The sequence below is a fragment of the Hyphobacterium lacteum genome (genome assembly GCF_036330345.1).
Lineage (GTDB): Bacteria > Pseudomonadota > Alphaproteobacteria > Caulobacterales > Maricaulaceae > Hyphobacterium > Hyphobacterium lacteum.
The window spans coordinates 71907-98360 of the sequence record NZ_JAZDRP010000007.1; the positions used below are offsets into that span (position 1 = coordinate 71907).

Annotated in this window: 30 protein-coding genes and 2 tRNA genes; 24 read left to right on the forward strand and 8 right to left on the reverse strand. The window is 61.7% G+C overall.

All coding sequences use genetic code 11. The features are described from left to right. Positions 1 to 72 precede the first annotated feature (72 nt). On the forward strand, positions 73 to 345 hold the full coding sequence (locus V0U79_RS11280) for a histidine kinase (protein WP_330199618.1): 273 nt from the start codon (positions 73 to 75) through the stop codon (positions 343 to 345). Here the strand turns inward: V0U79_RS11280 and V0U79_RS11285 are convergent. Beyond that, entirely contained in the window at positions 342 to 1601 is a 1260-nt protein-coding gene (locus V0U79_RS11285) for an FAD-dependent monooxygenase (protein ID WP_330199619.1), read from the reverse strand. The two genes, V0U79_RS11280 and V0U79_RS11285, sit on opposite strands and share 4 nt — an antisense overlap. A 122-nt stretch (positions 1602 to 1723) precedes the next feature. Between V0U79_RS11285 and V0U79_RS11290 the strand changes: the two genes are divergently transcribed. The 3 genes from V0U79_RS11290 to V0U79_RS11300 all read left to right on the forward strand — a co-directional run bounded on the left by V0U79_RS11290 (position 1724) and on the right by V0U79_RS11300 (position 5935). Beyond that, positions 1724 to 4072, forward strand: a complete 2349-nt coding sequence (locus V0U79_RS11290) for an FtsK/SpoIIIE family DNA translocase (RefSeq protein WP_330199620.1) — start codon at positions 1724 to 1726, stop codon at positions 4070 to 4072. Between the two features lie 99 nt (positions 4073 to 4171). Next, positions 4172 to 4813, forward strand: coding sequence for a LolA family protein (locus V0U79_RS11295; RefSeq protein WP_330199621.1), 642 nt, complete (start codon positions 4172 to 4174; stop codon positions 4811 to 4813). 321 nt (positions 4814 to 5134) lie between these two features. Continuing rightward, positions 5135 to 5935, forward strand: coding sequence for an undecaprenyl-diphosphate phosphatase (locus V0U79_RS11300; RefSeq protein ID WP_330199622.1), 801 nt, complete (start codon positions 5135 to 5137; stop codon positions 5933 to 5935). A gap of 7 nt (positions 5936 to 5942) precedes the next feature. Here V0U79_RS11300 and V0U79_RS11305 read toward each other — a convergent pair whose 3' ends face one another. Then, entirely contained in the window at positions 5943 to 6902 is a 960-nt protein-coding gene (locus tag V0U79_RS11305) for a complex I NDUFA9 subunit family protein (RefSeq protein ID WP_330199623.1), read from the reverse strand. A gap of 185 nt (positions 6903 to 7087) precedes the next feature. Here V0U79_RS11305 and V0U79_RS11310 point away from each other — a divergent pair, with 185 nt between their 5' ends. The 4 genes from V0U79_RS11310 to V0U79_RS11325 all read left to right on the forward strand — a co-directional run bounded on the left by V0U79_RS11310 (position 7088) and on the right by V0U79_RS11325 (position 9030). Further along, positions 7088 to 8299 (forward strand): hypothetical protein, encoded by a 1212-nt coding sequence (locus tag V0U79_RS11310; RefSeq protein ID WP_330199624.1) that lies wholly within the window; start codon positions 7088 to 7090, stop codon positions 8297 to 8299. A gap of 5 nt (positions 8300 to 8304) precedes the next feature. Continuing rightward, on the forward strand, positions 8305 to 8601 hold the full coding sequence (locus V0U79_RS11315; protein ID WP_330199625.1) for a hypothetical protein: 297 nt from the start codon (positions 8305 to 8307) through the stop codon (positions 8599 to 8601). A gap of 53 nt (positions 8602 to 8654) precedes the next feature. After that, positions 8655 to 8741, forward strand: a tRNA-Leu gene (locus V0U79_RS11320). 100 nt (positions 8742 to 8841) lie between these two features. Further along, entirely contained in the window at positions 8842 to 9030 is a 189-nt protein-coding gene (locus V0U79_RS11325; protein ID WP_330199626.1) for a hypothetical protein, read from the forward strand. A 62-nt stretch (positions 9031 to 9092) separates the two neighbouring features. On the opposite strand, the gene V0U79_RS11330 is transcribed toward V0U79_RS11325, so the two are convergent. The 3 genes from V0U79_RS11330 to V0U79_RS11340 all read right to left on the reverse strand — a co-directional run bounded on the left by V0U79_RS11330 (position 9093) and on the right by V0U79_RS11340 (position 11032). Next, entirely contained in the window at positions 9093 to 10067 is a 975-nt protein-coding gene (locus V0U79_RS11330) for a DUF5700 domain-containing putative Zn-dependent protease (RefSeq protein ID WP_330199627.1), read from the reverse strand. Positions 10068 to 10082: 15 nt separating this feature from the next. Beyond that, complete coding sequence (locus tag V0U79_RS11335; RefSeq protein WP_330199628.1) at positions 10083 to 10550, reverse strand: hypothetical protein; 468 nt, start codon at positions 10548 to 10550, stop codon at positions 10083 to 10085. Positions 10551 to 10633: 83 nt separating this feature from the next. Further along, a complete protein-coding gene (locus V0U79_RS11340) occupies positions 10634 to 11032 on the reverse strand; it encodes an STAS/SEC14 domain-containing protein (RefSeq protein ID WP_330199629.1) in 399 nt (132 codons plus the stop codon). Between the two features lie 124 nt (positions 11033 to 11156). On the opposite strand from V0U79_RS11340, the gene V0U79_RS11345 reads away from it, so the two are divergent. The 7 genes from V0U79_RS11345 (at position 11157) to V0U79_RS11375 (ending at position 16625) form a co-directional block, all read left to right on the forward strand. Further along, the gene (locus V0U79_RS11345; protein WP_330199630.1) at positions 11157 to 11771 is read left to right on the forward strand and encodes a ribonuclease D; all 615 of its coding nucleotides are present in this window, start codon (positions 11157 to 11159) and stop codon (positions 11769 to 11771) included. A 48-nt stretch (positions 11772 to 11819) separates the two neighbouring features. Further along, positions 11820 to 12506, forward strand: a complete 687-nt coding sequence (gene lptC, locus V0U79_RS11350; protein WP_330199631.1) for an LPS export ABC transporter periplasmic protein LptC — start codon at positions 11820 to 11822, stop codon at positions 12504 to 12506. Next, positions 12503 to 13081, forward strand: a complete 579-nt coding sequence (locus V0U79_RS11355) for an LptA/OstA family protein (protein ID WP_330199632.1) — start codon at positions 12503 to 12505, stop codon at positions 13079 to 13081. Before lptC ends, V0U79_RS11355 begins: the two co-directional genes overlap by 4 nt. A gap of 2 nt (positions 13082 to 13083) precedes the next feature. Further along, a complete protein-coding gene (lptB, locus tag V0U79_RS11360; protein WP_330199633.1) occupies positions 13084 to 13851 on the forward strand; it encodes an LPS export ABC transporter ATP-binding protein in 768 nt (255 codons plus the stop codon). 39 nt (positions 13852 to 13890) lie between these two features. Then, entirely contained in the window at positions 13891 to 15384 is a 1494-nt protein-coding gene (gene rpoN, locus V0U79_RS11365) for an RNA polymerase factor sigma-54 (protein ID WP_330199634.1), read from the forward strand. Between the two features lie 114 nt (positions 15385 to 15498). Then, a complete protein-coding gene (hpf, locus tag V0U79_RS11370; RefSeq protein ID WP_330199635.1) occupies positions 15499 to 16095 on the forward strand; it encodes a ribosome hibernation-promoting factor, HPF/YfiA family in 597 nt (198 codons plus the stop codon). 26 nt (positions 16096 to 16121) lie between these two features. Beyond that, complete coding sequence (locus V0U79_RS11375) at positions 16122 to 16625, forward strand: PTS sugar transporter subunit IIA (RefSeq protein WP_330199636.1); 504 nt, start codon at positions 16122 to 16124, stop codon at positions 16623 to 16625. Between the two features lie 98 nt (positions 16626 to 16723). Here the strand turns inward: V0U79_RS11375 and V0U79_RS11380 are convergent. Next, positions 16724 to 16799: transfer RNA gene (locus V0U79_RS11380), tRNA-Ala, on the reverse strand. Between the two features lie 164 nt (positions 16800 to 16963). Between V0U79_RS11380 and V0U79_RS11385 the strand changes: the two genes are divergently transcribed. From V0U79_RS11385 to V0U79_RS11405, 5 genes are all read left to right on the forward strand, one after another. After that, entirely contained in the window at positions 16964 to 17275 is a 312-nt protein-coding gene (locus V0U79_RS11385; RefSeq protein ID WP_330199637.1) for a YggT family protein, read from the forward strand. Continuing rightward, on the forward strand, positions 17272 to 17589 hold the full coding sequence (locus tag V0U79_RS11390; protein WP_330199638.1) for a DUF167 domain-containing protein: 318 nt from the start codon (positions 17272 to 17274) through the stop codon (positions 17587 to 17589). The genes V0U79_RS11385 and V0U79_RS11390 overlap by 4 nt, the downstream gene beginning before the upstream one ends. Further along, a complete protein-coding gene (gene folD, locus V0U79_RS11395) occupies positions 17586 to 18482 on the forward strand; it encodes a bifunctional methylenetetrahydrofolate dehydrogenase/methenyltetrahydrofolate cyclohydrolase FolD (protein ID WP_330199639.1) in 897 nt (298 codons plus the stop codon). The genes V0U79_RS11390 and folD overlap by 4 nt, the downstream gene beginning before the upstream one ends. A 69-nt stretch (positions 18483 to 18551) precedes the next feature. Beyond that, positions 18552 to 18962, forward strand: a complete 411-nt coding sequence (locus V0U79_RS11400; RefSeq protein ID WP_330199640.1) for a response regulator — start codon at positions 18552 to 18554, stop codon at positions 18960 to 18962. A gap of 142 nt (positions 18963 to 19104) precedes the next feature. Continuing rightward, entirely contained in the window at positions 19105 to 20019 is a 915-nt protein-coding gene (locus V0U79_RS11405; RefSeq protein WP_330199641.1) for a glycosyltransferase family 2 protein, read from the forward strand. On the opposite strand, the gene V0U79_RS11410 is transcribed toward V0U79_RS11405, so the two are convergent. Continuing rightward, the gene (locus V0U79_RS11410) at positions 20016 to 21707 is read right to left on the reverse strand and encodes a hypothetical protein (protein ID WP_330199642.1); all 1692 of its coding nucleotides are present in this window, start codon (positions 21705 to 21707) and stop codon (positions 20016 to 20018) included. The two genes, V0U79_RS11405 and V0U79_RS11410, sit on opposite strands and share 4 nt — an antisense overlap. Positions 21708 to 21835: 128 nt before the next feature. Between V0U79_RS11410 and V0U79_RS11415 the strand changes: the two genes are divergently transcribed. The 4 genes from V0U79_RS11415 (at position 21836) to V0U79_RS11430 (ending at position 24880) form a co-directional block, all read left to right on the forward strand. Then, a complete protein-coding gene (locus V0U79_RS11415) occupies positions 21836 to 22540 on the forward strand; it encodes a response regulator transcription factor (RefSeq protein WP_330199643.1) in 705 nt (234 codons plus the stop codon). Beyond that, on the forward strand, positions 22509 to 24131 hold the full coding sequence (locus V0U79_RS11420) for a sensor histidine kinase (RefSeq protein WP_330199644.1): 1623 nt from the start codon (positions 22509 to 22511) through the stop codon (positions 24129 to 24131). Before V0U79_RS11415 ends, V0U79_RS11420 begins: the two co-directional genes overlap by 32 nt. 69 nt (positions 24132 to 24200) lie before the next feature. Beyond that, positions 24201 to 24608, forward strand: coding sequence for a PTS sugar transporter subunit IIA (locus V0U79_RS11425; protein WP_330199645.1), 408 nt, complete (start codon positions 24201 to 24203; stop codon positions 24606 to 24608). After that, on the forward strand, positions 24608 to 24880 hold the full coding sequence (locus tag V0U79_RS11430) for an HPr family phosphocarrier protein (protein ID WP_330199646.1): 273 nt from the start codon (positions 24608 to 24610) through the stop codon (positions 24878 to 24880). The genes V0U79_RS11425 and V0U79_RS11430 overlap by 1 nt, the downstream gene beginning before the upstream one ends. On the opposite strand, the gene V0U79_RS11435 is transcribed toward V0U79_RS11430, so the two are convergent. Next, on the reverse strand, positions 24877 to 26280 hold the full coding sequence (locus tag V0U79_RS11435) for a hypothetical protein (protein WP_330199647.1): 1404 nt from the start codon (positions 26278 to 26280) through the stop codon (positions 24877 to 24879). The genes V0U79_RS11430 and V0U79_RS11435 overlap by 4 nt on opposite strands. Positions 26281 to 26454 lie beyond the last annotated feature (174 nt).

Sequence of the window (26454 nt, forward strand, 5' to 3'; positions counted from 1 at the left end):
GTCGGCTTGTCAGCCGAAAATTAACGCGTTTCTGCTTAGCTGATCCGTCTAGCAGATGGAATGGAGTCGGATATGACCCGTTTTCTGAAATCGGAATCCAATCCCGGCGGGCGCAAGCTGGAGGATATCCTCATGGAATTGCGTTCCGATGTGCTGCTGCGGTGCACGAAAATCTCCGAGGATCACCGCCCGGAAGCCCTGAAGGTTCTGGCCAATAACATGAAGGTGCTTGAACACCTCACCCAGGCGATCGAACTGGCTCAGGATTCCACCAATGTGCTGGATCGCGCCTTCGGCCCCTCCGAGGCCGAGGATGGCGGTGCCCCGCGGATCGGCGTGGCTTAAGCCGCCAGGCGCTCGCCTCTCAGCAGTTTTGGAAGATCACCGGTTTCTCCGCCGGCCTCGCGCATGAAGAATTGCCGCGCCGCCGGGATTTTATCAACCAACGAAAGACCCAGCCCGCGCGCCCAGCGCAGCGGGCCGATATCGTTTGAAAACAGCCGGTTGAACATGTCGGTGGCGGCGACCAGCCCCATCGAATCCAGCTTGCGCCATTTCGCATAGCGCTGCAGCGTCACCGGCGAGCCCAGTTCCAGACCCAGCGATTTGGCTTCGACCAGCACTTCGGCCAGCGCCGCCACATCGCGGATGCCCAGATTGAAGCCCTGCCCGGCCAGCGGGTGAATGCCACGCGCGGCATCGCCGACATAGGCGATCCGGTCTTCATGGAATTGCTCGGCAAAGCGCACGCCCAGAGGGTAGGCGAATTTCGGCCCGACCGGCTTTACCGCGCCGAGGAAATCACCAAAGCGCTTTTCCAGCTCGGCCTGGATACCGGCCTCGTCGAGCGACAGGATCGCGCTGGCGGTGGCGGTCTTTTCCGTCCAGACCAGCGAGGATCGATTGCCCGGCAGAGGCAGGATGGCGAAGGGACCACCCGGCATGAAATATTCATAGGCCACGCCATTATGCGGCTTTTCATGCTCGACCGTCATGACGATGCCAGACTGGTCATAGCCCCATCCGGCGGTACGGGTTCCCGCCTGACGGCGGGTGCGCGAGAATTTGCCATCGCACGCACACAGCAAGCGGCCGGTGACGGATTGTCCTGACTTCAGATCAAGGCGGATACCGCCAGCCACGCGCTCATGACCCAGCGCCAGATCGGGTGCGATGACCTGAACGCCGGAGGCTTTCAGCAGTTTCGTCAACGCATGGCGGGTCTGGCGGTTTTCGCACATATAGCCCAGCGGCTCGCCATCCTCCTCGGGATGGATCTCGCGGCGGTCGAAATGCAGCGTGTTCTGTCCCGGCCCGCCGGGACGCGCACCGCCATAGGGGCGGCCGTCACAGACCAGGATATGCTCTATGCGCTGGACGTGATCGCGCATGAGATCGGCGGCGCCAATGGTCTCCAGCAGGCGGAAGGAGGTATAGGCCAAGGCCGAAGCCCGGCCGTCGAATTCCGGGGCCAGCATGTCGTCCAGCGGCTCGGCATCGACCAGCACCGCTGACACACCGGCCTGATCCAGCGCCAGCGCCAGCGTCTGGCCCGCCAGCCCCCCGCCCAGAACGATCACATCGCAGTCGAATTTCATCATGGCGCGGACTTTAGTGGCCGGCCTGCGATTTGGAAGAGGGCGCGCTGCCGCAGGGTGGGCGAGACAGCATTTTCTTAACCCGCGTTTACCCTCGACTCACGCTTTATCGCTTGAATGGCGCGATGGCAGGTTACGACGCTGTTTCCGACGATGACATTTCCGGCCGCGTCAGGCGCGCGGGCGGCGGTCTGTTTGCGCGTATCGGTTCGCTGTTGAGCGGTGGCGTGCTGGTGCTGGTGGCCGGGTTGATCGCCTTTTCCATCTATGACCATAATCCGCTGGATCCGAGCTGGAATGTTGCCGCGTCCGGACCGGTGACCCATGCGCTGGGCCAGATGGGTGCGAATATCGCCGATCTCTTCCTGCAAACGCTGGGCTGGGCGGCGGGCGGCATAGCACTGGTCCTCGGCGGCTGGGGCGTGATGAAGATGACGCGTCCGGTGCAGCCACGTTCCTTTGCCTTCAAATTCCTTCGGGTGTCTGCGGCCGGCTTTGCCATTCTGGGCTTTGCACTGGCGGTCTCCGCCCTGCCCATCCCCGAGACCTGGCCGTTTGCGACCGGTCTGGGCGGGATTATCGGCGATGGATTGCTGTTTACACTGACCGGGCCGCTGGAAAGCCTGGGCGTGCCCGGCGCAATGGTGATTGCTGCCGTGATCGGCCTCGCTTTCGCGACGCTGGGCGTGTTTTTTACCTTCGGCCTGCGCCCGTCGGATGTGGTGGCCGCCGCCGATACGGCGAGCCTCGCCTGGGCGACGGTGCGCGTCTGGATCGATTCCATTGCCGGGCGCATTCCCTGGCGTGAGGGTGACAGCGAAGCGCGCCGTTCTGAAGACATGATCGTGGCACCAAAACCCCGCACGCGCCGGCCTAGCGCCGAGCCAGCGGTGAAGGTCGCGCCGACGCGGAAACGCAAGGCCTCGGGCCGCGAGGCGCGCGAAGCGCAAGGCGCTTTGCCCTTTGCCGAATCCAAAGGCTTCAAACTGCCGCGGCTTGACCTGCTGGCGCGTCCGAAAGCGCGGACGGATACGGTCGATGCCCAATCGCTTCAGCAGAATGCCGAACTGCTTCAGGGCGTGCTGGAGGATTTCGGCGTGCGTGGCGAGATCGGACAGGTGCGTCCCGGACCGGTCGTCACCCTGTATGAGTTCGAACCGGCCGCCGGTGTGAAGTCCTCGCGCGTGATCAATCTGGCCGATGATATCGCCCGCTCGATGAGCGCCACCGCGGCACGTGTCGCTGTGGTGCCGGGCAAGAATGCGATCGGTATTGAATTGCCCAATCCGACCCGCGAGACGGTTTTCCTGCGGGCGCTGTTCAATTCCAATTCCTTCGAGACCGCCAAGGCCGAGCTGCCGCTGGCGCTGGGCGAGACGATCGGGGGCGAGCCCTTCGTCGCCGATCTGGCGCGCATGCCGCACCTTCTGATCGCCGGTACGACCGGTTCGGGTAAATCGGTCGGGATCAATGCGATGATCCTGTCGCTGCTCTACCGGCTGCCGCCCGAAGACTGCCGCCTGATCATGATCGATCCGAAAATGCTGGAACTCTCCGTCTATGACGGCATTCCGCATTTGCTGTCACCGGTGGTGACCGATCCGAAGAAGGCCGTTGCCGCGCTGAAGTGGACGGTGCGCGAGATGGAAAGCCGCTATCTGCGCATGTCCAAGATCGGCGTGCGCAATATTGCCGGCTTCAATGAGCGCGTGGCCGAAGCCAATGCGAACAATGAACCGCTCGAACGGACGGTGCAGGTCGGATATGACCGCGAGACCGGTGAACCGCTCTACGAGACCGAGACCATCGATGCGGTGAAGATGCCCTATATCGTGCTGGTCATCGACGAGATGGCGGACCTGATGATGGTCGCGGGCAAGGAAATCGAGGGCGCCGTTCAGCGGCTGGCCCAGATGGCCCGGGCCGCCGGCATCCACATGATCACCGCCACCCAGCGCCCTTCGGTCGATGTCATCACCGGCACGATCAAGGCCAACTTCCCGACGCGGATTTCCTATCAGGTCACGTCGAAGATCGATTCCCGCACCATTCTGGGTGAACAGGGCGCGGAACAGCTTCTCGGCATGGGCGATCTTCTATTCATGGCCGGAGGCGGGCGTATCCGCCGCCTGCATGGTCCCTTCGTTTCCGACCAGGAAGTCGAGGACGTCGCCGCCTATCTGAAAAAGCAGGGCACGCCGGAATATCTGGAAGAGGTTACCGAGGAGAGCGATGACGGCCCCTCGCCCTTCGAGGAGGCCTCGGGCGGATCCGGCGATGATCTGTTTGATCAGGCCGTGGCCGTGGTCGCGCGCGATCGCAAGGCCTCGACCAGCTATATACAGCGGCGCTTGCAGATCGGCTATAACCGGGCTGCAACGCTGATCGAGCGCATGGAAGATGAAGGCATGATCGGTCCGGCCGACCATGCCGGCAAACGCGAGATCTTCCTGCCCGACCGGGATGTCGCCTGATCCAAATCCAGTGCGGTGATCAGCCACCAGCTTTTCAGCCACTGACACGCTGTTCTTTGGCCATGACGCCGCCGCAATTTCCTTGGCATGATGGCGCCCATGATGATCGAATTCTTCCTGTCCCTCGCCCTGTTTGCGCAGGACGCCGTTCCGGCCGAAACCGCCGATACACCCATTGCCGAGGCTGAGGCCTTTGATCCGCAGGCCGCACTGGCTGGCGTCAATGGCTGGATCAATTCCATCGAGACCTACCGGGCACGGTTTGATCAGGTTGCGGATGACGGTTCCCATGCCGGTGGGACGCTGTCGATCCGGCGTCCCGGCCGTCTTCGGTTCGAATACGATGATCCCTCACCGCTGCTGGTCGTCGCCGATGGCACGACCGTGGCGATGGAGGACTCGGATCTTGAAACCGTCGACCGGGTGCCGCTGCGCTCGACCCCGCTCTGGTGGTTGTTGAAACCGGATGTCGACCTGGCCGAAGATGCCCGGGTGACCGACGTCTTCGTCGAGGACAACCGGCTCTATGTCGATGTCGAGGACCGGAATGACGAGATGGACGGGCAGGCGCGCTTTGTCTTCAACACCGTGACCTATGCGCTGGAAGAATGGTTTGTCGCTGATTCGCTGGGATATGTGACGCGCGTCACCCTGTCGGATGTGGAGACCGATGTCCGCCTGAATCCTCGGCTTTTCGTGCTGGATGAGCCGGAAGACGAGCGCCGCAACCGCCGTCAGTAGGCTGAAGCAGCTTGTTGCAATAATCACACATCAAAATCCTTTCTTATTTTTCATTTGAATTTTTTTGGCGCCCGTGTCTTTAATGTAACGGCTGATTGGGGCGCTGGATTGGCGTCGTCCCCCCGCTGACGGATCTGCCGTCCCGATCGCACCGGAGTCCCCTCCCGGTGCATGCGCACAAGGTTTTGACGGCGCACAGCAGACGCCCGGCCACACCCCCTCGTGGCCGGGCGTTCTTGCGTCCGGGCTACAGTATCATTTAACGCTCTGGTCACCCGAAGCGGGAGAGATCAGACTCCGGCCGACCTGCGGAGCCCGTTCATGTCATTTTTCCAGCTTGTGCTTCTTGCCCTGGTCCAGGGACTGACGGAATTCCTGCCCGTTTCCTCGTCTGCCCATCTGATCCTGGCGCCGATCGCCGCCGGGCTGGACGATCAGAGCCCGCTGATTGATGTCATGGCCCATGCCGGCAGTCTGGTGGCTGTTCTGGTCTATTTCTGGCGGGACATTCTGGATGTCGCCCGAGGCAAGCTGGCCTGGCTGTCCGGGCGCATGACGCCGGGCGGGCGGCTGGCCCTGCTGATCGGCGTGGCGACACCGCCGGTAATCATCGCCGCCGGCGCACTCTATCTGACCGGCAATGCCGGCCTGTTTCGCTCGCCTCTGGCAATCGGCATTGCCACGTTGGTTTTTGCCGTCCCGCTGTGGGCGGCGGACCGGTTCGGGGGCACACACAAGACCACAGAAACACTCGGTTACGGTCAGGCCTTCCTGATCGGCCTCGTGCAGATGTTCGCCCTGATACCGGGCGCCAGCCGGTCGGGCGTGACCATGACGGCGGGGCGGGCGCTGGGCCTGTCACGCAGCGAGGCGGCGCGGTTCTCCATGCTGATGGCGATCCCGGTCATCGCCGCCTTTGCGATTGTCGCAGGAATTGATCTGGCGATGGGCGGGGCCGAGGGCACCGGTCTGACCGACGGGCTGATTGTCGCCGGCCTGTCCTTTGCCTCGGCCTGGGCCGCCATTGCCGTCATGATGCGCTTTGTCGAGCGCGTCGGCTTTCTGCCCTTCGTACTCTACCGGGTGGCGCTGGCCGGTGTGATTTTCTGGCTGGTCTTCTAGGCCGGGTTTACGCGGCCTCGTGGAATTGCCCGTAGCGGCGGTAGCGGCCGAGATAGCTCGGTACAATGGATTCCACAGTTTCCGGTGTCACACCCAGATCGGCTACCCCGCGCATGTCGGAGGAGACGACATTGTCCTCGGCCAGCAGCGTGACCTGATCGCGCGTCAGGAAAGGCTGAACGAAAGGCAGGATCGCCGCCATTTCTCCGGCAAGCCCCAGAAGCGACATGGCGAACATCGGTACCGGTACAAGGAATCGCGGGCGGTCGATCGTCTTCAGGATGAATTCCATCAGCTCGCGATAGGTATAGGCGCGCGGACCGCCGAGCTCGTAAATGCCGCCGGCCGATGCATCGTCCATGGCATTGGCCACGCAATCGGCGACATCACCGACAAAGACCGGCTGCATCTGCATATGACCGCCACCCGGCAGCGGCAGAGCCGGCGCAAACCGCGCCATGTCGGCAAAGCGGTTGAAGAAATCGTCCTCGGCCCCGAACACGATCGAGGGACGAAGGATCACGGCATCCGGATAAACGGCCTGAACAGCGGCCTCGCCCTGCGCCTTGGTCGCGGCATAGCGCGAATCCGAACCCGCATCAGAGCCGATCGCCGACATCTGGATGAAACGCTGAACACCGGCCGCAGCTGCTGCCTCGGCGATGTTTTGCGCCCCCTTGGCCTGCAGGCTGGCGAAACGCTGACGGCCCCCTTCAGCGAGGATGCCGACCAGATTCACCACACCATGCGCACCATCAACGGCGCGTGCGATCGAAGAAGGGACACGCACATTGGCCTGGACCAACTCGACCTGACCGACAACACCCGTCACCTTCATGTCCAGCGCCAGATGCGGGCGCCGCGTGGCGACGCGCACCCGGTATCCGCGCTTTACCAGCGCACGTACAACATACCGGCCGATGAAACCGGAGCCCCCGAAGACGGTGATCATCTCGTTGCGAAGCATCAGGCTGTCTCTCCCGCGTGATCTCGGATAACCGCCCGCATAGACCAGAAATCGCTTCGCCTGTCCATGCAGCACTGCGCTTTACATTCGCTTGGCGAGCGAACCGACTCCAATTGCCAAGGCTTCATGGCTAGGCTTGTGGGCTTCATGGCCAAAAATGGCGTGTTTCGGGGGTCTTTGAGAGAATGACGGCAGAAGTCGCCTTGCTGAACAAGCAGGCCGTGGCATTGGCCGCGGACTCCAAGGCTACATTCGGCTCGGGTATGAGCATCAAGACCTATGACAGTGTCGACAAGCTGTTTCAGCTGTCGAACCGGCACCCTGTCGGCGTGATGATCTATGGCAATGCCGAATTCATGCGCGTGCCCTGGGAAGTGATCATCAAGGAATACCGGGAGCATCACGACACCGCCCATGCCTCGATCGAGGAATGGGGTCATGCCTTTTTCGAATTCGCCGGAAAGTTCCAGAACTTCACCTTGCGCGACAGTGAGCTGGCGGTTTTTACCAAGACAGCGTCTTTTCTGCGGGCCATCGAGGCCAGCGCGCTGGTCAGCCGGTCGCTGGAACCGCTCATCGCCGATGTCGAGGCCCGCAGGGTTCACCCGGCCCTGCGAGATCTGTCGGAAAACGAATTCCTGAAGAATTTCCCGGAATTGCTCGAGCGCTATGCTGACCTTCTGCAGTCAAGGATCGGCGACCGGATGAATAATGACATCCGCCGGCAATTGCCGCGCCTTCTGCACCGGCTGGCGATCGCTGATATCGAGACCGTGGCACGATCCGGCATCGTGATTGCCGGCTTCGGCGCGCGGGAAACCTTTCCGTCCCTGATCAATCTGGAAAGCGATGGGGTGATCGCCGGCCGGCTGGCAGTTACCACGCGTTCGGAAAGCCAGATCACGGTGGACCATCCCGCCGATGTCCTGCCCTTTGCCGTGCGCAATGTGATGATCTCCATGGTGCACGGGGTGGATCCGTCCTTTCTGGACTACTCGCTGACCGTGTTCCGCGACCTGATCCGCGCCAATGGCGACCGGCTGATCAACCAGTTCGCCAAGAACCAGCAGGAGAAGTCACGCCTGTCAGCCGAAAATGCTGCCATGTCAGATGAATTCATCGGCGTTTTCCTGGATTATCTGCGTGATTATATCCAGGACATGCATCTGGGCCCGTTCGCCTCGACATTACAGGGTATGCCGCCGGACGAGATGGCATGGCTTGCAGAGTCGCTCGTTCATTTAACTTCTGTTAAGATGCGCATGTCGCTTGGACCGGAAGGCGTCGGCGGACCTGTCGATACAGCCGTGATAACCAAGCGCGAAGGGTTCAAATGGGTCAAACGGAAAGCGCCGATCGAAGCGCTGACGGGCCCCGGGGATGGACAGGGGGAATAAGTGTCATGAAGCGTTACCGTTACCGCAAGCTGCGGGGATCGGCTTTGCCGGAACCGCCAATTGTCCAGTCACCGGACTCGCTGCTGGACGACGCACCGCGCGCCCTTTTTGAAGGCGATGTGGCCTCGCAGCGGCTGTTCAACCGCGCCGCGCTCGACCAGATGGGTGATTATTCGGCCGTGATCCTGGCATCGGATTCATTACGGCCGGCCTGGTCGGAGCCGGGCGATCTCGTCCATGTGCGCCGCGGCGCAGAGGATGCAAAACACATTGTCGAAGCGGTCAGCGGCAGGAAACGCTGACACGCGAATTGACAGGCGCGTGTGCAATTCGTATGTCCCGCGCCCTGTTACCTGCCCAGGTGGCGGAATTGGTAGACGCGCTAGCTTCAGGTGCTAGTGCCCGTATGGGCGTGGAAGTTCGAGTCTTCTCCTGGGCACCATTCTCCCCTTCAAAGCCTATTATCATTCACGATCCTCTTGGCGCGGATAAGGCCGAAACCGTCTGGTCGTGGCCCCTCAAACACCCGGGAAATCCGTGCCATGCGCAGCCTTGAACCGGACCTTTTGACCGCCTTCACGATTATTGTGGTGTTGATTCTTTCAATACTGGTCTTTGGCTATCTGGTTTGGCGCCATGTCCGGCGCCATGGCATGCATCGCATCTGGGTGTTTGCCTGGCCGATCATGCTGGCCGTGTTTTCGCTTTATCAGATATTCGGACGCGACTAGGGCATGAGGGCCAAGTGCTTCTCCGGGTGCTGATCTCCGACATGTCCTGATCCCGGCACGCTCTAGCGAGCCGTTTCTGCCAACGCCTCGAAGGCGGCAAAGAAGGCGTCTGGCCCGTTTTCCAGAACCTCCAGATAGGCCGCCCGGCCCAGCACCTCATCGATCTCCGCCGCCATGAAGGCGCCATGCCGGTACCAGAGGCGGTCTCCGCCTGACATTTCCTCGATAATTTCCCAGTCAGCATCGCTGATGGCTTCGCCCGGCGGGCGGTCCGACAGCGTGTCCAGATACTCAAGATAATGCGCTGAAATCACCTCCATTCGGGCAGGGTTCTGCAGGGCAGCATAGTCCCCGTCTGCGTCCAGCGCCGCCTCGCGGGCACGCCAGTCATGGGCGGCGTAAACCGCCGTGCCTTCAAGGAAGGTCAGGTATCGAACCGCCGCGAGGAGATCGCCTCGTGTCTCCAGGCCCGGAATATCGGGAAATTCATGGCGCCGGATGAGACCGACATGGTGGACCTCGTGGACGCAGTAGAACCAGACCTCGTCCGGCTGCTCGAGGAAATGCGGATGGGCCAGATTCAGCGACGCGCCGAGATCACTCGCCACGCCGATATCATATCCCCAGGTCAGATAAACAGTGACCGGCTCGCGCCAGTCCTCCGGCCAATGGGATCGCGCCTCACCAAAGCAGGTTTGCTGGCGCTCCGGATCACCCACGATCCGGTCACGAAGCTGCTGGGCCGGCAGGGCCCTGCCGGTCTGAACCGGGTCATCCAGGTGAATAAGATCCTCGATGATCTGGCGATCCGTGGTCTCGCGTGAATAGTAACCCGTCCGGCCGGCATGCCGCTGCAGATGTGCCATGGCCGCACCATTTTCGAGCGTACCCAACACATCCGGATCGTCCTGCCGGAAGGCGGTCAGCGCGGTATCGATATGGGTGGAATCGAGACGGTCACCGGGCCGCGCCTGACCGCAGGATGCGAGACTGCCCGTCAAAGCGATAATGATCAGGCGGGCGATAATAGGGCGCATCTGGAAGTCGCCCCCTCAGCTTTCGTACCTGGATACCAGTGTATCGAAGAATTCGCGGAATTCCGGCAGGTAGTAATTATCGCGGGTTGCCGCCCACCAGTGCCGCATGCGTGGGCTGCGAAGGAAATATTCAGTGCCTTCGATATGCCGAAGCAGGATCGTTTGGTTACAGAGGCCTTCCTTTTCCAGATAGAACAGCGTTTCCAGAGAGTTGGTGTTGTATGCCGCGAAATGAGAGAAGCGCATCCGCTCCGGGTCGGTCAGCTTTTGGTCGGTGAACAAGGCCTTGTGGAAGAAGGCCGATGTCTCCTCGCTGTTCACGGATTCCGAGAAATACCGGATTGATGGCAGCCAGGCGGACAAGGACATTTCCGCGCGGGCCAGCCTGTTGCTTTGCTGTAGCTGGATCACCAGAGCAACGACGGATCCGAGGATGGCCACAACGGCGATGGTCTGGCCGATATAATAGATCGTTTCGAGCATACTGTTTCCCCCTATCGAGGCGAGGATAGTCTCGTGCGGGGGCTTATCTGTCCAATCGCGGCAGGGCCGCTTCTGGCAACGCTCTAATTATCTTCCGTCAGCCAGGCCCGCGCGGCCGCTTTATCGGAAAAGAATTTCACGGTCACACCCTCATTGAAGGCCGCCGCTTCGATGAGCATGAAATGTTTGGTGAACATGTCCTCGGGAGCCAGGTAGGCAAAGCGCGCCTGCCGGTTGCCGGCCCGCCCCACGCGGCGCACTTCATCGGTCAGCTCGGCGGGTGTGAACAGCGGCGTTGAGTCCTCAACCAGATAGAGGATGCGGCGGGCACCGTCTTCAATCCGGGTGATAATCCGGTCGGCGGTTTTCTCCACAAATGCGAGGCTGATGCTGCCGGCGTAACGGATTTGCAGGATGCCTCCATCCCGGCGCGTCAGCTCGGCACTCCCGCCGGTTTCAGGATCGTGCAGGACATCCGTCATTGTCGGGAAGATAGGGCGGTTCGCCTTTCAGCCCAAATATCCGGCCTGCCGCGTGCGGCGCACGCGGCGCTTGTTGCCTTGCCCGGCTCGGGCTAGACCGGAAAAAACAAGGTGAAAACGCAAAATGACTGTCCATTTTCACAAATCGGATCTGCCTGCCGGCCTGTCCTTCGGCAAGGCCGTGGCGATCGACACCGAGACGCTGGGCCTGTCGCTGGTGCGAGACAAGCTGTGCCTGGTGCAATTGTCGGCCGGAGATGGCGACGCCCATATCGTCCAGATGGACCGCTCAGGGTATAACTGTCCCAATCTGAAGACGCTGCTGGCCGATCCGGGTGTCGAAAAAATTCTGCATTTTGCGCGTTTCGATGTGGCCATGATCCGGAAATATCTGGGCGTCACGCTGGCACCCGTCTTCTGTACCAAGATCGCCTCCAAGCTGACCCGCACCTATACGGATCGGCACGGGCTGAAGGATGTGACGCGGGAATTGCTGGGCATTGAATTGTCCAAACAGCAGCAGAGCTCGGACTGGGGCGCTGCAGAGCTGAGCGATGCCCAGCTGGAATACGCAGCCTCGGATGTCCTCTATCTGCATCAGTTGCGCGACAGGCTGACAGAAAAGCTGGAGCGCGAGGGCCGGATGGACCTGGCACGGGCCTGCTTCGATTTCCTGCCAACACGCGCGGCGCTGGATCTCGAGGGCTGGGACGAGACTGATATTTTCGCGCACGCCTGACCGGCTTGCCATAAACTTGCCGCGCCAGACGGCCATGAACGGGACTGAATGACCGCCACGACCGCTGATATGTCCGCCCTGCAGCCCGCGCATCATACGGCGTGGGAGCCCCGGCGTGCGACGACGCTGACCGCGGCGCGGCGGCGGACCCGGTTCGTGCGACTTTTGCGATTGGGCCTTGTGGGCCTGACAGGCCTGATCGTGGCCCTGATTATCGCCCAGATCGTGTGGCGGTCTCTGGGCACCGAAGAGCAGGCGCCGGTGACCGTGGGTGAAGATGCCCGCATGATCAATCCGCGATTCACCGGGCGCGACGAGAACGGCACACCCTATGTGGTGACCGCCGATGCCGCGATCCGGCGCCGCGGCGAGGATGTGCGCCTGACCGAGCTGGAATCGCCTCAGCTCGACTATGATCTGATTGCCGCTGATGACGAGGCAGAGGGTGTTCTGGCGCGTACCGGGCTGTTCGACGCCGATGCCCGCACGCTGGACCTCAATGCCGATGTGCGCTTCAGGACCCGCTCGGGCTATGAATTTCTCGCCGACCATGCCCGCATCTTCCTGGCCGAGGAGCGCGTTGTCGGAGACAGCACTGTCGAGGGTGAGGGGCCGCTGGGCACCATCCGCTCGGATGCATATGAAATACTGGACGGCGGCAATCGTGTCGTGTTCACAGGAAATGTCCGCACACATATTCGCAATGAAGCCGGCGGCGATGGAGACCAGCCATGATGATGCGCCTGTTAGCCCTTGTTTCCCTGCTGGCCGGACTTCCGGCAGCGGCCATGGCCCAGATCGGTTCCCAGGGCGGGCCGATGGATATCACCGCCGAACATCTGGAAGTCTTTGATACCGAACGCCGCGCAGTGTTTTCCGGCGAGGTCGACGCAGCCCAGGGCGACGCCAATCTGCGCTCCGACCGGCTGGAAGTCTTCTTTGCCCAGCGCACGAGTGGTTCCGGTGCGGGCGGGTCAAGCTGGGGCGAGGTTGATCGCGTGATCGCCACCGGAAATGTCTTCTATGTGACACCGGATGAAGTGGCCCGCGGAGAGCGCGCAGTCTACGAATTGACAGAAGAAACCATTGTCATGACCGGCAATGTCGTGCTGACGCGCGGCCGCGACGTCATCACCGGGAACTGCCTGGTGGTGGACCTGGCCACCAATAATTCGCGGGTCAATCCGCCCGGTTGCGGCGGCCAGGCCGAGGATGCCGGAACGGACAGTAGCGGACGGGTCCGCCTGATCCTTTATCCCACGTCTGACGGGGATGAGGACGATGAAGACGGCGGGGACGCTGAAGGGTGAGCATGGCCGATGACATCATGACGCCGGAAAGAACACTGTCGGCTGAACCGGCGGGCGGGCTGGTTGTCGAGAATATCGGCAAGTCCTATCGCAAGCGGCCGGTCGTAAAAGGCGTATCGCTGCGCCTGAAACGCGGCGAGGTGGCCGGTTTGCTGGGACCGAATGGCGCCGGCAAAACGACCTGTTTCTACATGATCACCGGCCTCGTCGAGGCCGATTATGGCCGCATCCTGCTGGATGGCGAGGATATCACCCGCCTGCCCATGTATCAGCGGGCACGGCTGGGCATCGGCTATCTGCCACAGGAAGCCTCGATCTTCCGGGGCATGTCGGTAAAGGACAATATCCTGGCCGTGGCCGAGATCGTCGAGCCGGACAAGACCGCCCGCAAGGAAACCGTCAGCCAGCTGCTGGAGGAATTGCGCATCAGCCACCTTGCCGATGCATCCGCGCTGTCTCTGTCGGGCGGTGAACGCCGCCGGGTGGAGATTGCCCGCGCACTGGCAACCCGGCCCTCCTTCATGCTGCTGGATGAACCCTTTGCCGGGATCGATCCGCTGGCCATTACCGACATCCGTGACCTGATCCGTTTTCTGAAGGATCGCGGCATCGGCATATTGATCACCGACCATAATGTCCGCGAAACGCTGGAGATTACGGACCGCGCCACCATCATCCATGAGGGGGAGGTCCTGTTCGAGGGCAAGCCGGCCGAGATCCGGGCCGATCCGGATGTCCGCCGCGTTTATCTCGGTGAAAGTTTTGGCTGATTAACTCCTCTCTGACTGATTCAGAGCGGAGGGGCCCCGTTGGCGGGACTTCATCAAAAACTTGAAATGCGGCAGGGCCAGTCCCTGGTCATGACGCCGCAATTGCAGCAGGCGATCAAGCTGCTGCAACTCTCGAATATCGAGCTGGCCGCCTTTGTGGAGGAGGAGCTCGAGCGCAATCCGCTGCTGGAACGCGATGACCGCGAAAACGAGCCGGAAACCGTCGAGCTGAAGGAAGACGGCGCCCGCAAGGAGCTGGAACTGGATGGCTCCTCCCACGCCGAAGCCAATGATGCCGTCGATGCCGACGCCGATGTGCTGAATACATCGGATTCCAAAGCCGATATGGCGGGGACCGATGCCGGAATGAGCGCCAGCTGGTCAGGCGCCAATCGCGGCGGCTCATTCGAGGGGGGCGACTATGATGCGGCGGCCAATGCCAGCCGCGAAAAATCCCTGTCGGAACATCTGCACGACCAGTTGAGCATCGCCGGCGCGGAGCCGGTACGGCGGATGATCGCCGCCCATCTGATCGATCTGGCCGATGATGACGGTTACATGCGCAACGACCTCGGCGAAGTGGCCGAAAGGCTGGGTGTCGAGCGCGGAGAGGTGGAAGCCGCACTGGATATCATCCAGGGCTTCGAACCCGCCGGAATCATGGCCCGCGATCTGCCCGAATGCCTGGCGCTGCAGCTGAAGGACCGGAACCGGCTGGATCCGGCCATGGCCAAGCTTCTGGACAATCTGGACCGCTTGGCAAAACACGATTACGCCGCGCTTCAGTCGATCTGCGGTGTTGACGAGGAAGATCTCGACGACATGGTGGCCGAGCTTCGGTCGCTGACGCCCAAGCCGGGCCTCGCCTATGGTGCCGACAATACCCGCGCGATCGAGCCGGATGTCTTTGTCCGGGAAAATCCGGACGGCAGCTGGCGGATCGAACTGAATGCGGACACCTTGCCGCGAGTCCTCGTCAATCAGAGCTATGCTGCAGAAATCAATGCTGTGGCGCGAAGCGAAGAAGACAAGACATTTGTGACCGAGTGCGCCCAGAATGCCAGCTGGCTGGTCAAATCCCTGGATCAGCGCGCGCGGACCATTCTGAAAGTCGCTGCCGAGATTGTGCGTCAGCAGGATCTGTTCCTGGCCAAGGGTGTCGCCTTCCTGCGGCCCTTGAATCTGAAAACCGTGGCTGACGCGATCGATATGCATGAATCCACGGTCAGCCGGGTCACATCGAACAAGTATGCCGCGACGCCCCGTGGCCTTTTCGAGCTGAAGTATTTCTTCACGTCGGCGATCCCGTCTGCCGGTGGCGGCGAGGCCCATTCGGCAGAAGCCGTGCGCTACCGCATCAAGACGATGATCGATTCGGAAACGCTGGACGATGTGCTGTCAGATGACGCTCTGGTCGAGCGCCTGCGCAATGAAGGTATCGATATTGCGCGCCGGACCGTGGCCAAATACCGGGAAGCCATGAACATTCCCTCTTCCATCCAGCGCCGCCGCATGCTCAAGCGCGCCGGCTAGGACGGAAACAGTGCCGGAATTGACATTTCAGAAACCGCCAATAGGTTCCGCGCGCTCTTGAGGGGGCTTTCGCGCTCGCAAGACAGAATTCCATGTGCTAGGCTGGGGCCAACCATGCAGATCCAGGTCGTTTCCAAAGGTATCGATGTTTCTGACGCCCTCCGCGAGGAGATCGTCGGCCGTGTCGAGGAAGCCGTTTCGAAATATTTCAACCGGCCGAGCGAAGCCTATGTTTCCGTTTCCAAGGAGGGAACAGGCTTCCGGGTGAATGTTTCGCTGCACCTTCCGTCCGGCGTTATGCTGCAGGCCAATGGTGAGGGTGAGGACGCCTACAAGGCCGCCGACCAGGCCAGCCAGCATCTGGAAAAGCGGCTGCGCCGCTACAAGCGCAAGCTGAAGAACCATCACAATGAGAACAAATCCGACCTTCCGGCGGAAACAACACCGATCACGGTGTTCCGCGGACGGCCGGAATCCGATTTCGACGACGAAGACGAGGACCTGCCATCCGGCGATGAACCCGTAATCGTTGCCGAGACGCCAGGGGAGCTGCGGGTCATGACGGCCAGCATGGCGGTGTTGGAACTGGAAGCGGCGGGGGCGCCATTCCTGATGTTCCGGAATATTGCGCACAACGGGGTCAATATCGTCTACCGGCGGCCTGACGGGCATGTCGGTTGGATCGATCCCGATCGCAGCAAAAGTAACTGAACCCCTCTGGATCAACCGGATGAAGCATGACCACTCTGCTTCAGACTGACTACCGGACACGCAATATGGCCCTTTCCGATCTGTTATCGGCAGACGCCGTTCTTGGAACGATCAGCGCGACAAACCGCAAGCAAGCGCTGCAAATCCTGTGTGAGGCTGCAGCGTCGCGGCTGGAACTGGATTCGCGCGAAATTCTTGATGCGGTCATGGACCGTGAGCGCCTGGGTTCCACTGGTGTCGGTGATGGCGTCGCGATTCCGCATGCCCGTCTGGACGGCATTTCCGGCGTATTCGGCCTGTTTGCAAGGTTGAAGACGCCAATCGATTTCGATGCCATTGATGGCCGGCCTGTCGACCTGGTTTTCCTGCTGCTGGCCCCGGAAGCTGCCAGCACGGAACACCTCAAGGCTCTCGCCCGCGTCAGCCGCGTCTTCCGGCGCGAGGATGTCCGCGCCCGTCTGCGGTCGACTGAAACAAGGGACGGCATGGTCGCATTGCTGGCACAGGAAGCCAGTTCCGACGCCGCTTGAGTAAGCGCACATTCGACTGCATGAACGGGAAAGGGCGGGTCCGCCTTCGCCTTTCAGGCTACGGCGTGACAGCCTCCGCTGACATCGTCAGTGAAGGCTGGTGGAGCTAGGCGGAATCGAACCGCCGACCTCGTCATTGCGAACGACGCGCTCTCCCAACTGAGCTATAGCCCCGACCGATTGGGAGCGATGGAATAAGTCCGTGCCGTTTCCGCGTCAAGACGGTGCGCCACCGCACTTTCCTGCTTTTCCGGGCCAATCTGATCAAGACGGCTTGCCCGCCGCCGCGGGATAGGGCTAGACCGGAAACCATCAGAGATGGAGCAAAGTTTTCGGGCATGGGCACCAATCTTTCCCTTCTGGACGCGCTGATCGTCTATTTTCTCGACCCGGTGCTGGGTCTGTTCATTCTGATCCTGATCGTCGGGATCATTCTGAGCTGGCTGATCAGCTTCAGGATCGTTAATCCCTACAATCCCTTTGTTGGCTCGCTGTGGCGGATGACGTCGACTCTGACCGAGCCGGTATTGCAACCGGTCCGACGGATTCTGCCCAATCTGGGCGGGCTGGATTTTTCGCCGCTTGTCGTGATCCTGCTGATCCAGTTTATCCGTGGATGGCTTCTGCCGGAGCTGATGTTCCGGTTTTGACGGGACTGCGGACTGTCCCGTCGGGCCTGCAGCTCACTGTCCGGCTGACGCCGAATGCCTCGGCCGACCGGATCGAGGGCTGGATCGACGGTTCCGACGGGGAAAGCTGGCTGAAAGTCCGGGTGCGGGCCATCCCCGAAGACGGCAAGGCCAATACCGCCCTCATCAAATTGCTCGCCAAACAGGCTGGACTTGCTAAGAACCGGTTGACACTGGTGCGCGGGCATAGCCACCGCCTCAAGACAATCGAGATGGTCTGCGAGGCAGGCGAACGCGCAAACATCGCCGCCAGGCTGGGAGCCGGAACGACATGACAGCACAGATCATCGACGGAAAAGCCATAGCTGAGGAGATCGACCGCCGGGTCGGCGCTGCGGCCGCTCAACTGGAGCGCCTGATGGGCCGCAAGCCGGGGCTGGCCGTTGTTCTGGTCGGCGAGGATCCGGCCAGCGAGGTCTATGTCCGCAACAAGGTCCGGCGGGCGATGGCGGCGGGCATGGAGTCCACTGAAATCCGCAAGCCCGCCTCGATCAGCCAGGACGAGGTCATTGCCCTGGTACGGCAGCTGAATGACAATCCGTCGGTGGACGGCATTCTGGTTCAGATGCCGCTGCCCGATCACATCGATGCGGGCGCCGTGATCAATATGATCGATCCGGACAAGGATGTTGACGGGCTGACGGCGATCAGTGCCGGGCGTCTGCTGGCGGGCGAAGACGGTCTGCGCCCCTGTACGCCGGCCGGTTGTGTCCTTCTGGCCGAACAGGCCATGGGCGACCTGACCGGCAAGTCGGTCGTGGTGATTGGCCGGTCGATCCTGGTCGGCAAGCCGGCCGCTCTGCTCTTCCTGGAAAAGAATTGCACCGTCACGGTTGCGCATTCGCGGACGACAGACCTGCCGGCGCTATGCCGGACAGCTGATATCCTGGTTGCCGCCGTCGGCCGTCCGCAAATGGTCAAGGGTGACTGGATCAAGCCGGGCGCCTGCGTGCTGGATGTCGGAATCAACCGGGTCGACGCGCCGGAAAGAGGCGAAGGAAAGACCCGACTGGTTGGCGATGTCGATTTCGATGAAGCGGCAGGAGTTGCAGGCTGGATCACACCGGTTCCCGGCGGCGTTGGTCCAATGACCATTGCCATGCTGCTGCGGAACACGATGACCGCAGCGGCCCGGCGCGCCAATCTCGAGCAGGCAGGCATTGATTAACCTTGCCTCCGGTCTCGAATAGGCCGAGGCTTGAGCCGGGCTGTATTGATAGATGTCTGGGGGCAGGCTGTGTCGGCACTAAAAGTACTTCACGTCGAGGATGATTTTGCGGACGCGCTTCTGGCGCAGAACGCGGTCTTTGAATCCGGCGATTTCGAGATCGGTTTCGAGGTTGCGCGTGATCTTCGTGATGCCCGCAGGAAACTGAAAAACCAGGCTTACGACCTTGTCCTCCTGGACCTGCGCCTGCCGGATTCAGTGAATCCCGAAGATACGCTGACCACGATGCAGGGTTTGTGTCCGGATATTCCGATCGTCATTCTGTCCGGTTCGGTCCGTGTCGACCGGTCGAAAATCCCCGAAGATGTTCCGCTGCTCGACAAGAACGAACATCTGGGTGCACGGCATAGTGCCGAAATACGGCCACTCGCCGAGATTTTGCGTTTTTCCGCCAGCAATGACGACATTGCCCAGATCTGACAGCTGATATGGTCCGCAAGTCGCGGAATTGGTGCCGGTTTTAACCAGATTTCAGCGCTTGGGTGGCAGACTGGAAGCTTGAATTCCGGTCTGGCCGGGCAGCAATGCGCTGTCAGACGCCCTCAGATCTGCGGCCCGATACATGGACGTCTCCGTTATCATCCCGACTTTCAAGCGCCCGGACGGGCTGACGCGCGCCGCGGAAAGCATTCTCGCTCAGGCCAATCCCTGCGGACTGTCGATCGAACTGGTGATTGTCGACAATGACCCGGACGGTTCCGGCCTGGCTGCCGCACAGGCCGTGGCCAAGGTCGCGGCGGTGCCCGTGCAGATCGTGCACATGCCCGAACCCGGTGTCGCCAACGCCCGCAATGCCGGCCTGGCCGCCAGCACGGGCGAGCTGATCGCTTTTCTCGATGACGACGAGGAAGCCCCCGTGACCTGGTTGTGTGAGCTGATCGGCACGCTGCGCTTCTACGAAGCTGACGCCGTATTCGGCCCCGTCCGGACCCGGCTTCCGGATAGTGTCAGCCGGCATCGCGACTATTATTCGCAATTTTTCGCCCGCAGCGGTCCGGAAGAGAGCGGCCATATTGATCACTATTATGGTTGCGGAAACTCGCTGATCCGCCGCGCCGCGCTGCCGGGCGACCAGCCCTTTGATACCAGCCGCAATCAAAGCGGCGGCGAGGATGATCTTCTGTTTGCGCAGATGCAGGAGGCCGGAGCGGTTTTCGCCTGGTCAGCCGAGGCCTGGGTCTGGGAAGATCCGCTGACCAGCCGGGCGACGCTGAACTATACGCTGAAGCGCGCCTTCGCCTATGGCCAGGGACCGAGTGCGGCCTGCGCCTCGCGGAGGCCGGTCAATATTCCCGGCATATTGTTCTGGATGGCGGTCGGAGCGGTGCAGTCCGTGATTTACGGAATTGCCGCAGCCGCTCTGTGGGCTGTCGGCGCCCCGAACCGCGCCCGGATGCTGGACAAGGCCGTGCGCGGCCTTGGCAAGGTCTTCTGGGGTGGCCCGTTCACGCTGAACTTCTATGGAAGCGCCGCCTAGGCCGCATCCTTTGCCAGGGATTTGAGCATCTGCTCGATACCCGAAAGCTTCTCGCGGTCGGTATCGGCGCGCGCCTCCTCCAGTCCCGCATCTGACCGGATCAGGCGGACCGCCTTTTGCTGTGCCGCCGCCGCGCATTTTCCGGCCGGGATCGCCTGGCAAGTCACCAGCTTCAACAGCGAGGCTGCGCGATCAAGAACCGGCTGGCTGCCACTGGCGATGGTTTCGAGCAGATTTGAGCGCTCTATGATCTTCATACCCAGCCCGTCGAACGCATCGGAAAGGCTGGCCTTGTCCTCCGCCGGGTAATTCCCGGATAGCGCCCGGTTCTGAAAGGCGGTCAGACGGTGCAGGCGGTCCACCGGGCGCCCCTCACCGGAAACAAACCAGCTCTCGGTCTTGTGGGTCCCCAGCGTTGCCCGGATATAGCCGGCCAGCTTTCTCTTGTTCTGTTCGCCGACAATGTTTTCTTCAAGCGCCAGGAGCTGGTCGATCTCCTGATCCGTGGAATCACACTTTTCAAGAAAGTCGCCGATCGTCTCCGGCGTCAGCAAACGCGCCGAGCGCTTGGCGAAGGCGTCCTGCAGGGATTCAGCCGACAGGTCGGGGCCCTGCGCCACCACCAGTTTCTGTGCCAGCTTCCGGGCCAGCTTCACTTCCGCCATGACATCGGCCGGGCGCAGGCGGCGCGGCCGGCGCAGGCGCTCCAGCAAGGCGGCCGCAATCACCGCACGGCAGGCGGAAAAATTCCCATCTTTCATCAGGCCGGTTAGCGTCCGCGCCTCGGCCGGCGCGCCGCTCAGACTTTCGGCGTTTGCCGAACCATCGAACATGTCGGCCAGGCGCTGAACCTCGTCTCCGAGTTCATCCACCGAACCGATGATGGCAGACAGACCGGAATCAAAATCCAGAATTTCCGACGCAAACATGTCCAATTGTTCCAGCGCCAGCGCTCTGGCTGCGGGATCCGCCGGCAAATCACCGGCAAACTCCATCAGGACCCGCAACTTCTTGCCATAGCTGCGCTCATCGGCCAGCCGGTCCGACAGGGCGGCGCGGATCTTGTAGAGGGATTGCTTGGGCACGAAGGCGTCGATCAGCGCGGAATAGGATTTGTAATCCGAAAAGCGCGGCAGGTTTTTCGTTTTCCCGTCCTTGTAGATGCGGTCGAAGGCCTGCTGGGTCAGATCGTTGAGCTGCTTCACATAGGCATGGACGGTCGAATCGCCGTCGCGCGCACTGGCCACGGCGACTTTCTGAATGGCGTGCTGAAGCTCCGTGCCGCCGCTTTCCAGATCCTCGGCGTGATCAGGGCAATGCATCAGCTCCATCGGGGTCAGCTGTTTGCGGACAAACCATTCCGACAGCACGCGGCGCATCGTGTCACGCGCCGACGCATTGGTCAGATCATCCGGCGAGACACAGGGCAATGACCCGTCGCCCGTCTTGTCTTCATCGACGGCAAAGCGTTCCGCGCCTTCCTCGAAAATCGTTGTCGAGCGGAAGGTGCGGCTGCCCTCGTCGAATCTTTCCTTGGAAACCCGCACCGAACCCGTCGGCAGATTCTGCAGAAGCGTCCGCGCGTATTCGATCGCATCCTCGCGGTCCGGACGGGCTTCCGCCAGCGACCAGCCCGCCTTGCGATGCTTCTTGACGAAGATTTCGTAATGGACCTTGCCTGACGGCATGGGTTGAGCTCCGGCAAAACAGAAAGACTAAATGCCACTGAAACATTTAAGGCGTGGTGAACCCTGACGCTTTCGCTTCTCGTCCAGCTTGTCTAAGGTCGCATGAAACGTGCATGGGAGGCGCGCTGATGGCCACAATCGCGCTGGTCGACGACGACGAGAACATCATCACTTCGGTTTCCATCTTTCTGGAAGGCGAGGGATATACGGTGCGGACCTTTAATGACGGGGCTTCCGCGCTGGAAGAACTGGCCGATGATCCAGCTGATCTGGGCGTATTTGACATCAAGATGCCGCGCATGGACGGGCTGGAATTGCTGCGGCGGCTGCGCCAGTCCTCGAACATGCCGGTGATTTTCCTGACCTCGAAGGATGACGAATTCGACGAGGCGCTCGGTCTCAATCTCGGTGCCGACGACTATATCACCAAACCGTTCTCGCAACGCCTTCTGGGCGAGCGGGTGAAGGCGGTGCTGCGCCGCGCGCGGCCCGATCCGGCCGGAGAACCGGGAGCGCCGAATGGTGATAGCAAGCCGATCATGCGCGGGCGCCTGTCGCTGGATCCGAACCGGCATTCCTGTTCCTGGGAAGGCGAGCCGGTCCGGCTGACGGTGACGGAATTCCTGATCCTGCAGTCTCTGGCCCAGCGCCCCGGCTACGTCAAAAGCCGCGATGCACTGATGGATGCGGCCTATGACGATCAGATCTATGTCGATGACCGCACCATTGACAGCCACATCAAGCGCATTCGCAAGAAATTCAGAGAAGTCGACAAGGAGTTCGACGCCATCGAGACGCTTTATGGTGTTGGATACCGTTACAAGGAGAGCTAGACGCACGCTCTCCTCCGTTCGCGGACTCTCCTTCTCGCGGCTGGCCTGGATCATCCTGGTCGCCAACGGGCTTGCGCTGATCGTCCTGATTGTCGGCATGCTGGCCGTGTCCGAGACGCGGCGTGGCCTGGTCAATGCCAAGATCGAGGCATTGCTGGTTGAAGGCCGGCTGATCGCCAATGTGATGGCAGAGGGCGCAGCGGAAAGCGACCCTTCCCCCATTCTCCTGGAAGGTGATGCGCGGCTGCTCCTGCGGGATCTCTATGTGCCCGATGATGTGCGGGCCCGCATCTTCAACAAGGCCGCACAACTCGTGGCCGACAGCCATCTGCTGACCAACCGGCTCGACGTCACGGAATTGCCGCCGCCAGGCGAAGCCCTGCCTTCTGATCTGGCGGAAGATGCCAGAAGCCTGCTTTCGCGCCTGCTCGACCGGTTTGGCGGCCTGTTCCGGACGGAAGAGGAGCGCGCCGCACTGAACCGGACGCTCGAGCAGGAGGTGGCCGCTGCGATTGAAGGCGAAGTGGTCGCCGGCGTGCGCCGTCAACCGGACGGGTCGCGCGTTGTATCGGTCACCGTACCCATCCAGCCGGTGCGTGCCGTCGTCGGCGTGGTGACGCTGGAATCCTTCGATCTGGACCAAATCATTGCCGATGAACGGCGCGCCCTGTTCCCTTTCTTCCTGCTGGCGGCGCTGGTGTCCATCCTGTCTTCGCTGACCCTGACCGTGTTCATTGCCCGGCCCATCCGGCGCCTGGCGGAAGCGGCCCGGCGGGTCCGCCAGGCCAAGGGCAGGCGGGTGGAAATGCCCTCGCTGGCCGGGCGCCGCGATGAAATCGGCGAGCTGGGCGAGGCGCTGCGGGAAATGACAGCTGCGCTCTACGACCGGATGGATGCCATCGAACAGTTTGCGGCCGATGTCGCGCATGAATTGAAAAACCCGCTGACCTCGATCCGGTCAGCGGCGGAAATCCTGCCTCGGGCGAAAAATGACGAGCAGAGGGACCGGCTTTTACAGGTCATCTCCTCGGATGTGCGGCGCATGGACCGGCTGATCACAGACATTTCGCGAGCCTCCCGCCTTGATGCCGAACTGGCCCGCGAGGCGGTCGGCCATGTCGATCTTGTGCAGCTGATCGGGGATACGGTTTCGTCCTATGAAACAGCCCGCGAATCCGGTCCGAGGCTCGCCTTCACAACCGGACTGGAAACGGGGCCTGTCGAGGGGCGCGCCGCCCCGATCGGCCAGGTCGTCCGGAACCTGATCGATAATGCCATTACCTTCTCCCCGGTGGATGGGGTGGTTTCCATCCGTTTGAGCCTGGAAGCGGATCAGGCGCTGACCATAACGGTCGAGGATGAGGGCCCCGGCATTCCGCCCGACAATCTGGAAACCATCTTCAAGCGGTTTTACACCCAGCGTCCGAAAGGCGCGGAATTCGGCTCTCATTCCGGGCTTGGCCTGGCCATTGCCCGGCAAATTGTGCGCGTGCATGGCGGACATATCCGGGCCGAGAACCGGGTAGATGAAAACGGCCAGATAAAGGGGGCCCGCTTCGTGGTCGCCTTCCCCCGCGCTGCTCAAAATTGAGCCCGGCGTGAAAAAAGGCCTTTCCGTTGCAGGCGCTGCGGGATTTAATCAAGGCCGATGGGGTAAGGCATGATCGGTTTTCTGATCGTTACACATGGTGATCTGGCCCGCGAGTTTGTCGCGGCGACCGAGCATGTCGTCGGCCCGCTCGAGCAGTGCGAAGCCGTGTGCATCGGTCCGGACGACGATCTGGCCGAACGCAGGGATGATTTGCGCGACCGCATTGCCCGCCTCGATAGCGGGGCAGGGGTTCTGATCCTGACCGACATGTTCGGGGGCACACCGTCAAATCTGGCGATTTCGCAATTGTCGCCGGGCAAGGTGGAAGTGCTGGCCGGGATCAATCTTCCCATGATGATCAAGCTGGCCGAGGGCCGCGGGACGCTGGATCTCGAGGCTCTGGCCGAGGCCGGCGAGAAAGCGGGCCAACGTTATGTCGCGCGTGCGGCCCGCGTGCTGGAAAGCGCCAGCAAGTAATGCCGCACTCCCGCCGCGTGACCATTTGCAATGAGCGGGGGCTGCATGCCCGCGCATCAGCGAAATTTGTTGATCTTGCCGCTGATTATGATGCCCGGGTCCAAGTCCAGCGTGGCGATGAGAAAGTCGAGGCATCCTCGATCATGGACTTGTTGATGCTGGCCGCCGGGCACGGCACGGACATTGTCATCCATGCTGAAGGGCCTCAGGCGGAACCCGCACTGGAGGCCCTCGTCAAGCTTGTCGAGGACCGTTTCCACGAATCTGCCTAGGAGCGCGGATCGTCCTCCTCTCGGGCCGGAGAGCTCGAAAGGAAGGGATCCTGCTCATCATCACCGGCTTCCGGACCTTCATCCAGTTGCGGAGTATCGGCCGTTTCAGGCGTAGCGGCCACGGCATCCGGCGTTGTACCGGCGGCTTCAGCTTCAGCAACCGGCGTGTCGTCCGGTTCGCCGGCTTCACCGGCATCGCCATTATCGCTGACCGAGCGATTGGCCAGCGGTGGGGGCGGCGGCATGATCATGTCGCGGTCCGGATCGCGTGTTTCGGGACCATCCTCTTGTGAGGCGCGAAGCGAGGGAACCGGCGCCGGATCAGCCATGTCCTCATCGGCAGGCGCCACATCCGCACGGGCAGCGGCGAGCGCCTCGTCGCTGGGCAGATCATCATCAACACTTTCATCAGCGAGTTCAGCGGCCTCCTCGACAGCAAGCTCTTCCGGCGCTTCGGCCTGATCAGCGGCCGGCTCAGCTGCCTCAATCACGGCATCGGCAGCCACGCCGGTGGACAGGGCCGCACCTGCCGCAGCAGGCGCGCTGACGCCTTCGCGCGGCGGATTGCGGAGGATGTTCTCGCTGAGACGGGCAATGCGGCCCTCCAGCCGGGCTGAGTCGCGGGTTCGGTTGACGATGCCTCCCAGGCAGAAAAGCAGGCCGACCCCGGCCAGTGCCAGCATGGACGGAATGAGCGGTGCAATCGCCCCCAGCGCCAGTCCCGCTGCCAGCGCTGCGGCGGCGTAGGCCGGCACCCAAATAATCCGCCAGGAACGGGCAAAATAGGTGAACAGGGCCAGCACCAGAAGGCCGGCTGCAAACGCCAGGACATTCGGGGTCAGCCATTCGGCGAGGCTGACCTGACCGGCTACACCGGAGAATCCGGGAATGACAGCGGCCAGATCGAAACCGGGCAGGATCGGGAATTGCTGGCGCGCCATTTCAAAGACATTGAGATCGGGCAGCGCTGCAAACAGCGCGGGATCAACCTCCAGCATGAAGAGGCGGATATCCGGCCAGGAGAACGCCAGTGCTGTGACCATGAACAGGATCATGGACAGCCACCAGTTCAGTCCTCGGGTAATTCCGCTGCGGCCCAGAATGCCGGTGGCATCCGGTGCGGTACGGGTCCAGGCATTCCGGTCGTGATTGATCAGGGCGACCGGGCGGGATTCATGGTCAGGCCCGCTCTGCAAGCGCAGGACGGTAACATTCTCTCCGGATTCCAGAGGTGTATCGGGCCGGGACAGGCGCAATATGTGGGACTGGCCGTCCATATCGCGGATTTCGTGCTCGCCGCGATGCGCGGCAGCGCCGGCGGTTACCCCCGGCGCAGCGTAGAATTCGACGCGTTTACGCCCGAAGCCGAGGCTGGCGTGCGCCCCCGGAATACTCGACATGAACCCACCCCTTTTAATGTCTTGCGGCACACCCGCCGCGGCAGGGCCCGCTTCTGACGGGCCTCTGAACCCTGTTTATACAAGATTTGGGCCGCCAGAGTCAGGGGTTTCACGGAATCTTTTGATACGCCATCCACGCCGCCGCATTGTGTGAAAGCGGGACGCGTGCTAACC

Bases quoted from the DNA above. Each gene is read 5' to 3' on its own strand.
- V0U79_RS11280 (WP_330199618.1), top strand. From the start codon at position 73: ATGACCCGTTTTCTGAAATCGGAATCCAATCCCGGCGGGCGCAAGCTG.
- V0U79_RS11285 (WP_330199619.1), bottom strand. From the start codon at position 1,601: ATGATGAAATTCGACTGCGATGTGATCGTTCTGGGCGGGGGGCTGGCG.
- lptB (WP_330199633.1), top strand. From the start codon at position 13,084: ATGGCCGATGACATCATGACGCCGGAAAGAACACTGTCGGCTGAACCG.
- V0U79_RS11425 (WP_330199645.1), top strand. From the start codon at position 24,201: ATGATCGGTTTTCTGATCGTTACACATGGTGATCTGGCCCGCGAGTTT.
- V0U79_RS11310 (WP_330199624.1), top strand. From the start codon at position 7,088: ATGACGGCAGAAGTCGCCTTGCTGAACAAGCAGGCCGTGGCATTGGCC.
- V0U79_RS11415 (WP_330199643.1), top strand. From the start codon at position 21,836: ATGGCCACAATCGCGCTGGTCGACGACGACGAGAACATCATCACTTCG.
- V0U79_RS11430 (WP_330199646.1), top strand. From the start codon at position 24,608: ATGCCGCACTCCCGCCGCGTGACCATTTGCAATGAGCGGGGGCTGCAT.
- hpf (WP_330199635.1), top strand. From the start codon at position 15,499: ATGCAGATCCAGGTCGTTTCCAAAGGTATCGATGTTTCTGACGCCCTC.
- V0U79_RS11410 (WP_330199642.1), bottom strand. From the start codon at position 21,707: ATGCCGTCAGGCAAGGTCCATTACGAAATCTTCGTCAAGAAGCATCGC.
- lptC (WP_330199631.1), top strand. From the start codon at position 11,820: ATGACCGCCACGACCGCTGATATGTCCGCCCTGCAGCCCGCGCATCAT.
- V0U79_RS11375 (WP_330199636.1), top strand. From the start codon at position 16,122: ATGACCACTCTGCTTCAGACTGACTACCGGACACGCAATATGGCCCTT.
- V0U79_RS11385 (WP_330199637.1), top strand. From the start codon at position 16,964: ATGGGCACCAATCTTTCCCTTCTGGACGCGCTGATCGTCTATTTTCTC.
- V0U79_RS11305 (WP_330199623.1), bottom strand. From the start codon at position 6,902: ATGCTTCGCAACGAGATGATCACCGTCTTCGGGGGCTCCGGTTTCATC.
- V0U79_RS11335 (WP_330199628.1), bottom strand. From the start codon at position 10,550: ATGCTCGAAACGATCTATTATATCGGCCAGACCATCGCCGTTGTGGCC.
- V0U79_RS11405 (WP_330199641.1), top strand. From the start codon at position 19,105: ATGGACGTCTCCGTTATCATCCCGACTTTCAAGCGCCCGGACGGGCTG.
- V0U79_RS11355 (WP_330199632.1), top strand. From the start codon at position 12,503: ATGATGATGCGCCTGTTAGCCCTTGTTTCCCTGCTGGCCGGACTTCCG.
- V0U79_RS11300 (WP_330199622.1), top strand. From the start codon at position 5,135: ATGTCATTTTTCCAGCTTGTGCTTCTTGCCCTGGTCCAGGGACTGACG.
- V0U79_RS11420 (WP_330199644.1), top strand. From the start codon at position 22,509: ATGGTGTTGGATACCGTTACAAGGAGAGCTAGACGCACGCTCTCCTCC.
- V0U79_RS11325 (WP_330199626.1), top strand. From the start codon at position 8,842: ATGCGCAGCCTTGAACCGGACCTTTTGACCGCCTTCACGATTATTGTG.
- V0U79_RS11315 (WP_330199625.1), top strand. From the start codon at position 8,305: ATGAAGCGTTACCGTTACCGCAAGCTGCGGGGATCGGCTTTGCCGGAA.
- V0U79_RS11340 (WP_330199629.1), bottom strand. From the start codon at position 11,032: ATGACGGATGTCCTGCACGATCCTGAAACCGGCGGGAGTGCCGAGCTG.
- folD (WP_330199639.1), top strand. From the start codon at position 17,586: ATGACAGCACAGATCATCGACGGAAAAGCCATAGCTGAGGAGATCGAC.
- V0U79_RS11290 (WP_330199620.1), top strand. From the start codon at position 1,724: ATGGCAGGTTACGACGCTGTTTCCGACGATGACATTTCCGGCCGCGTC.
- V0U79_RS11345 (WP_330199630.1), top strand. From the start codon at position 11,157: ATGACTGTCCATTTTCACAAATCGGATCTGCCTGCCGGCCTGTCCTTC.
- V0U79_RS11295 (WP_330199621.1), top strand. From the start codon at position 4,172: ATGATGATCGAATTCTTCCTGTCCCTCGCCCTGTTTGCGCAGGACGCC.
- V0U79_RS11330 (WP_330199627.1), bottom strand. From the start codon at position 10,067: ATGCGCCCTATTATCGCCCGCCTGATCATTATCGCTTTGACGGGCAGT.
- V0U79_RS11435 (WP_330199647.1), bottom strand. From the start codon at position 26,280: ATGTCGAGTATTCCGGGGGCGCACGCCAGCCTCGGCTTCGGGCGTAAA.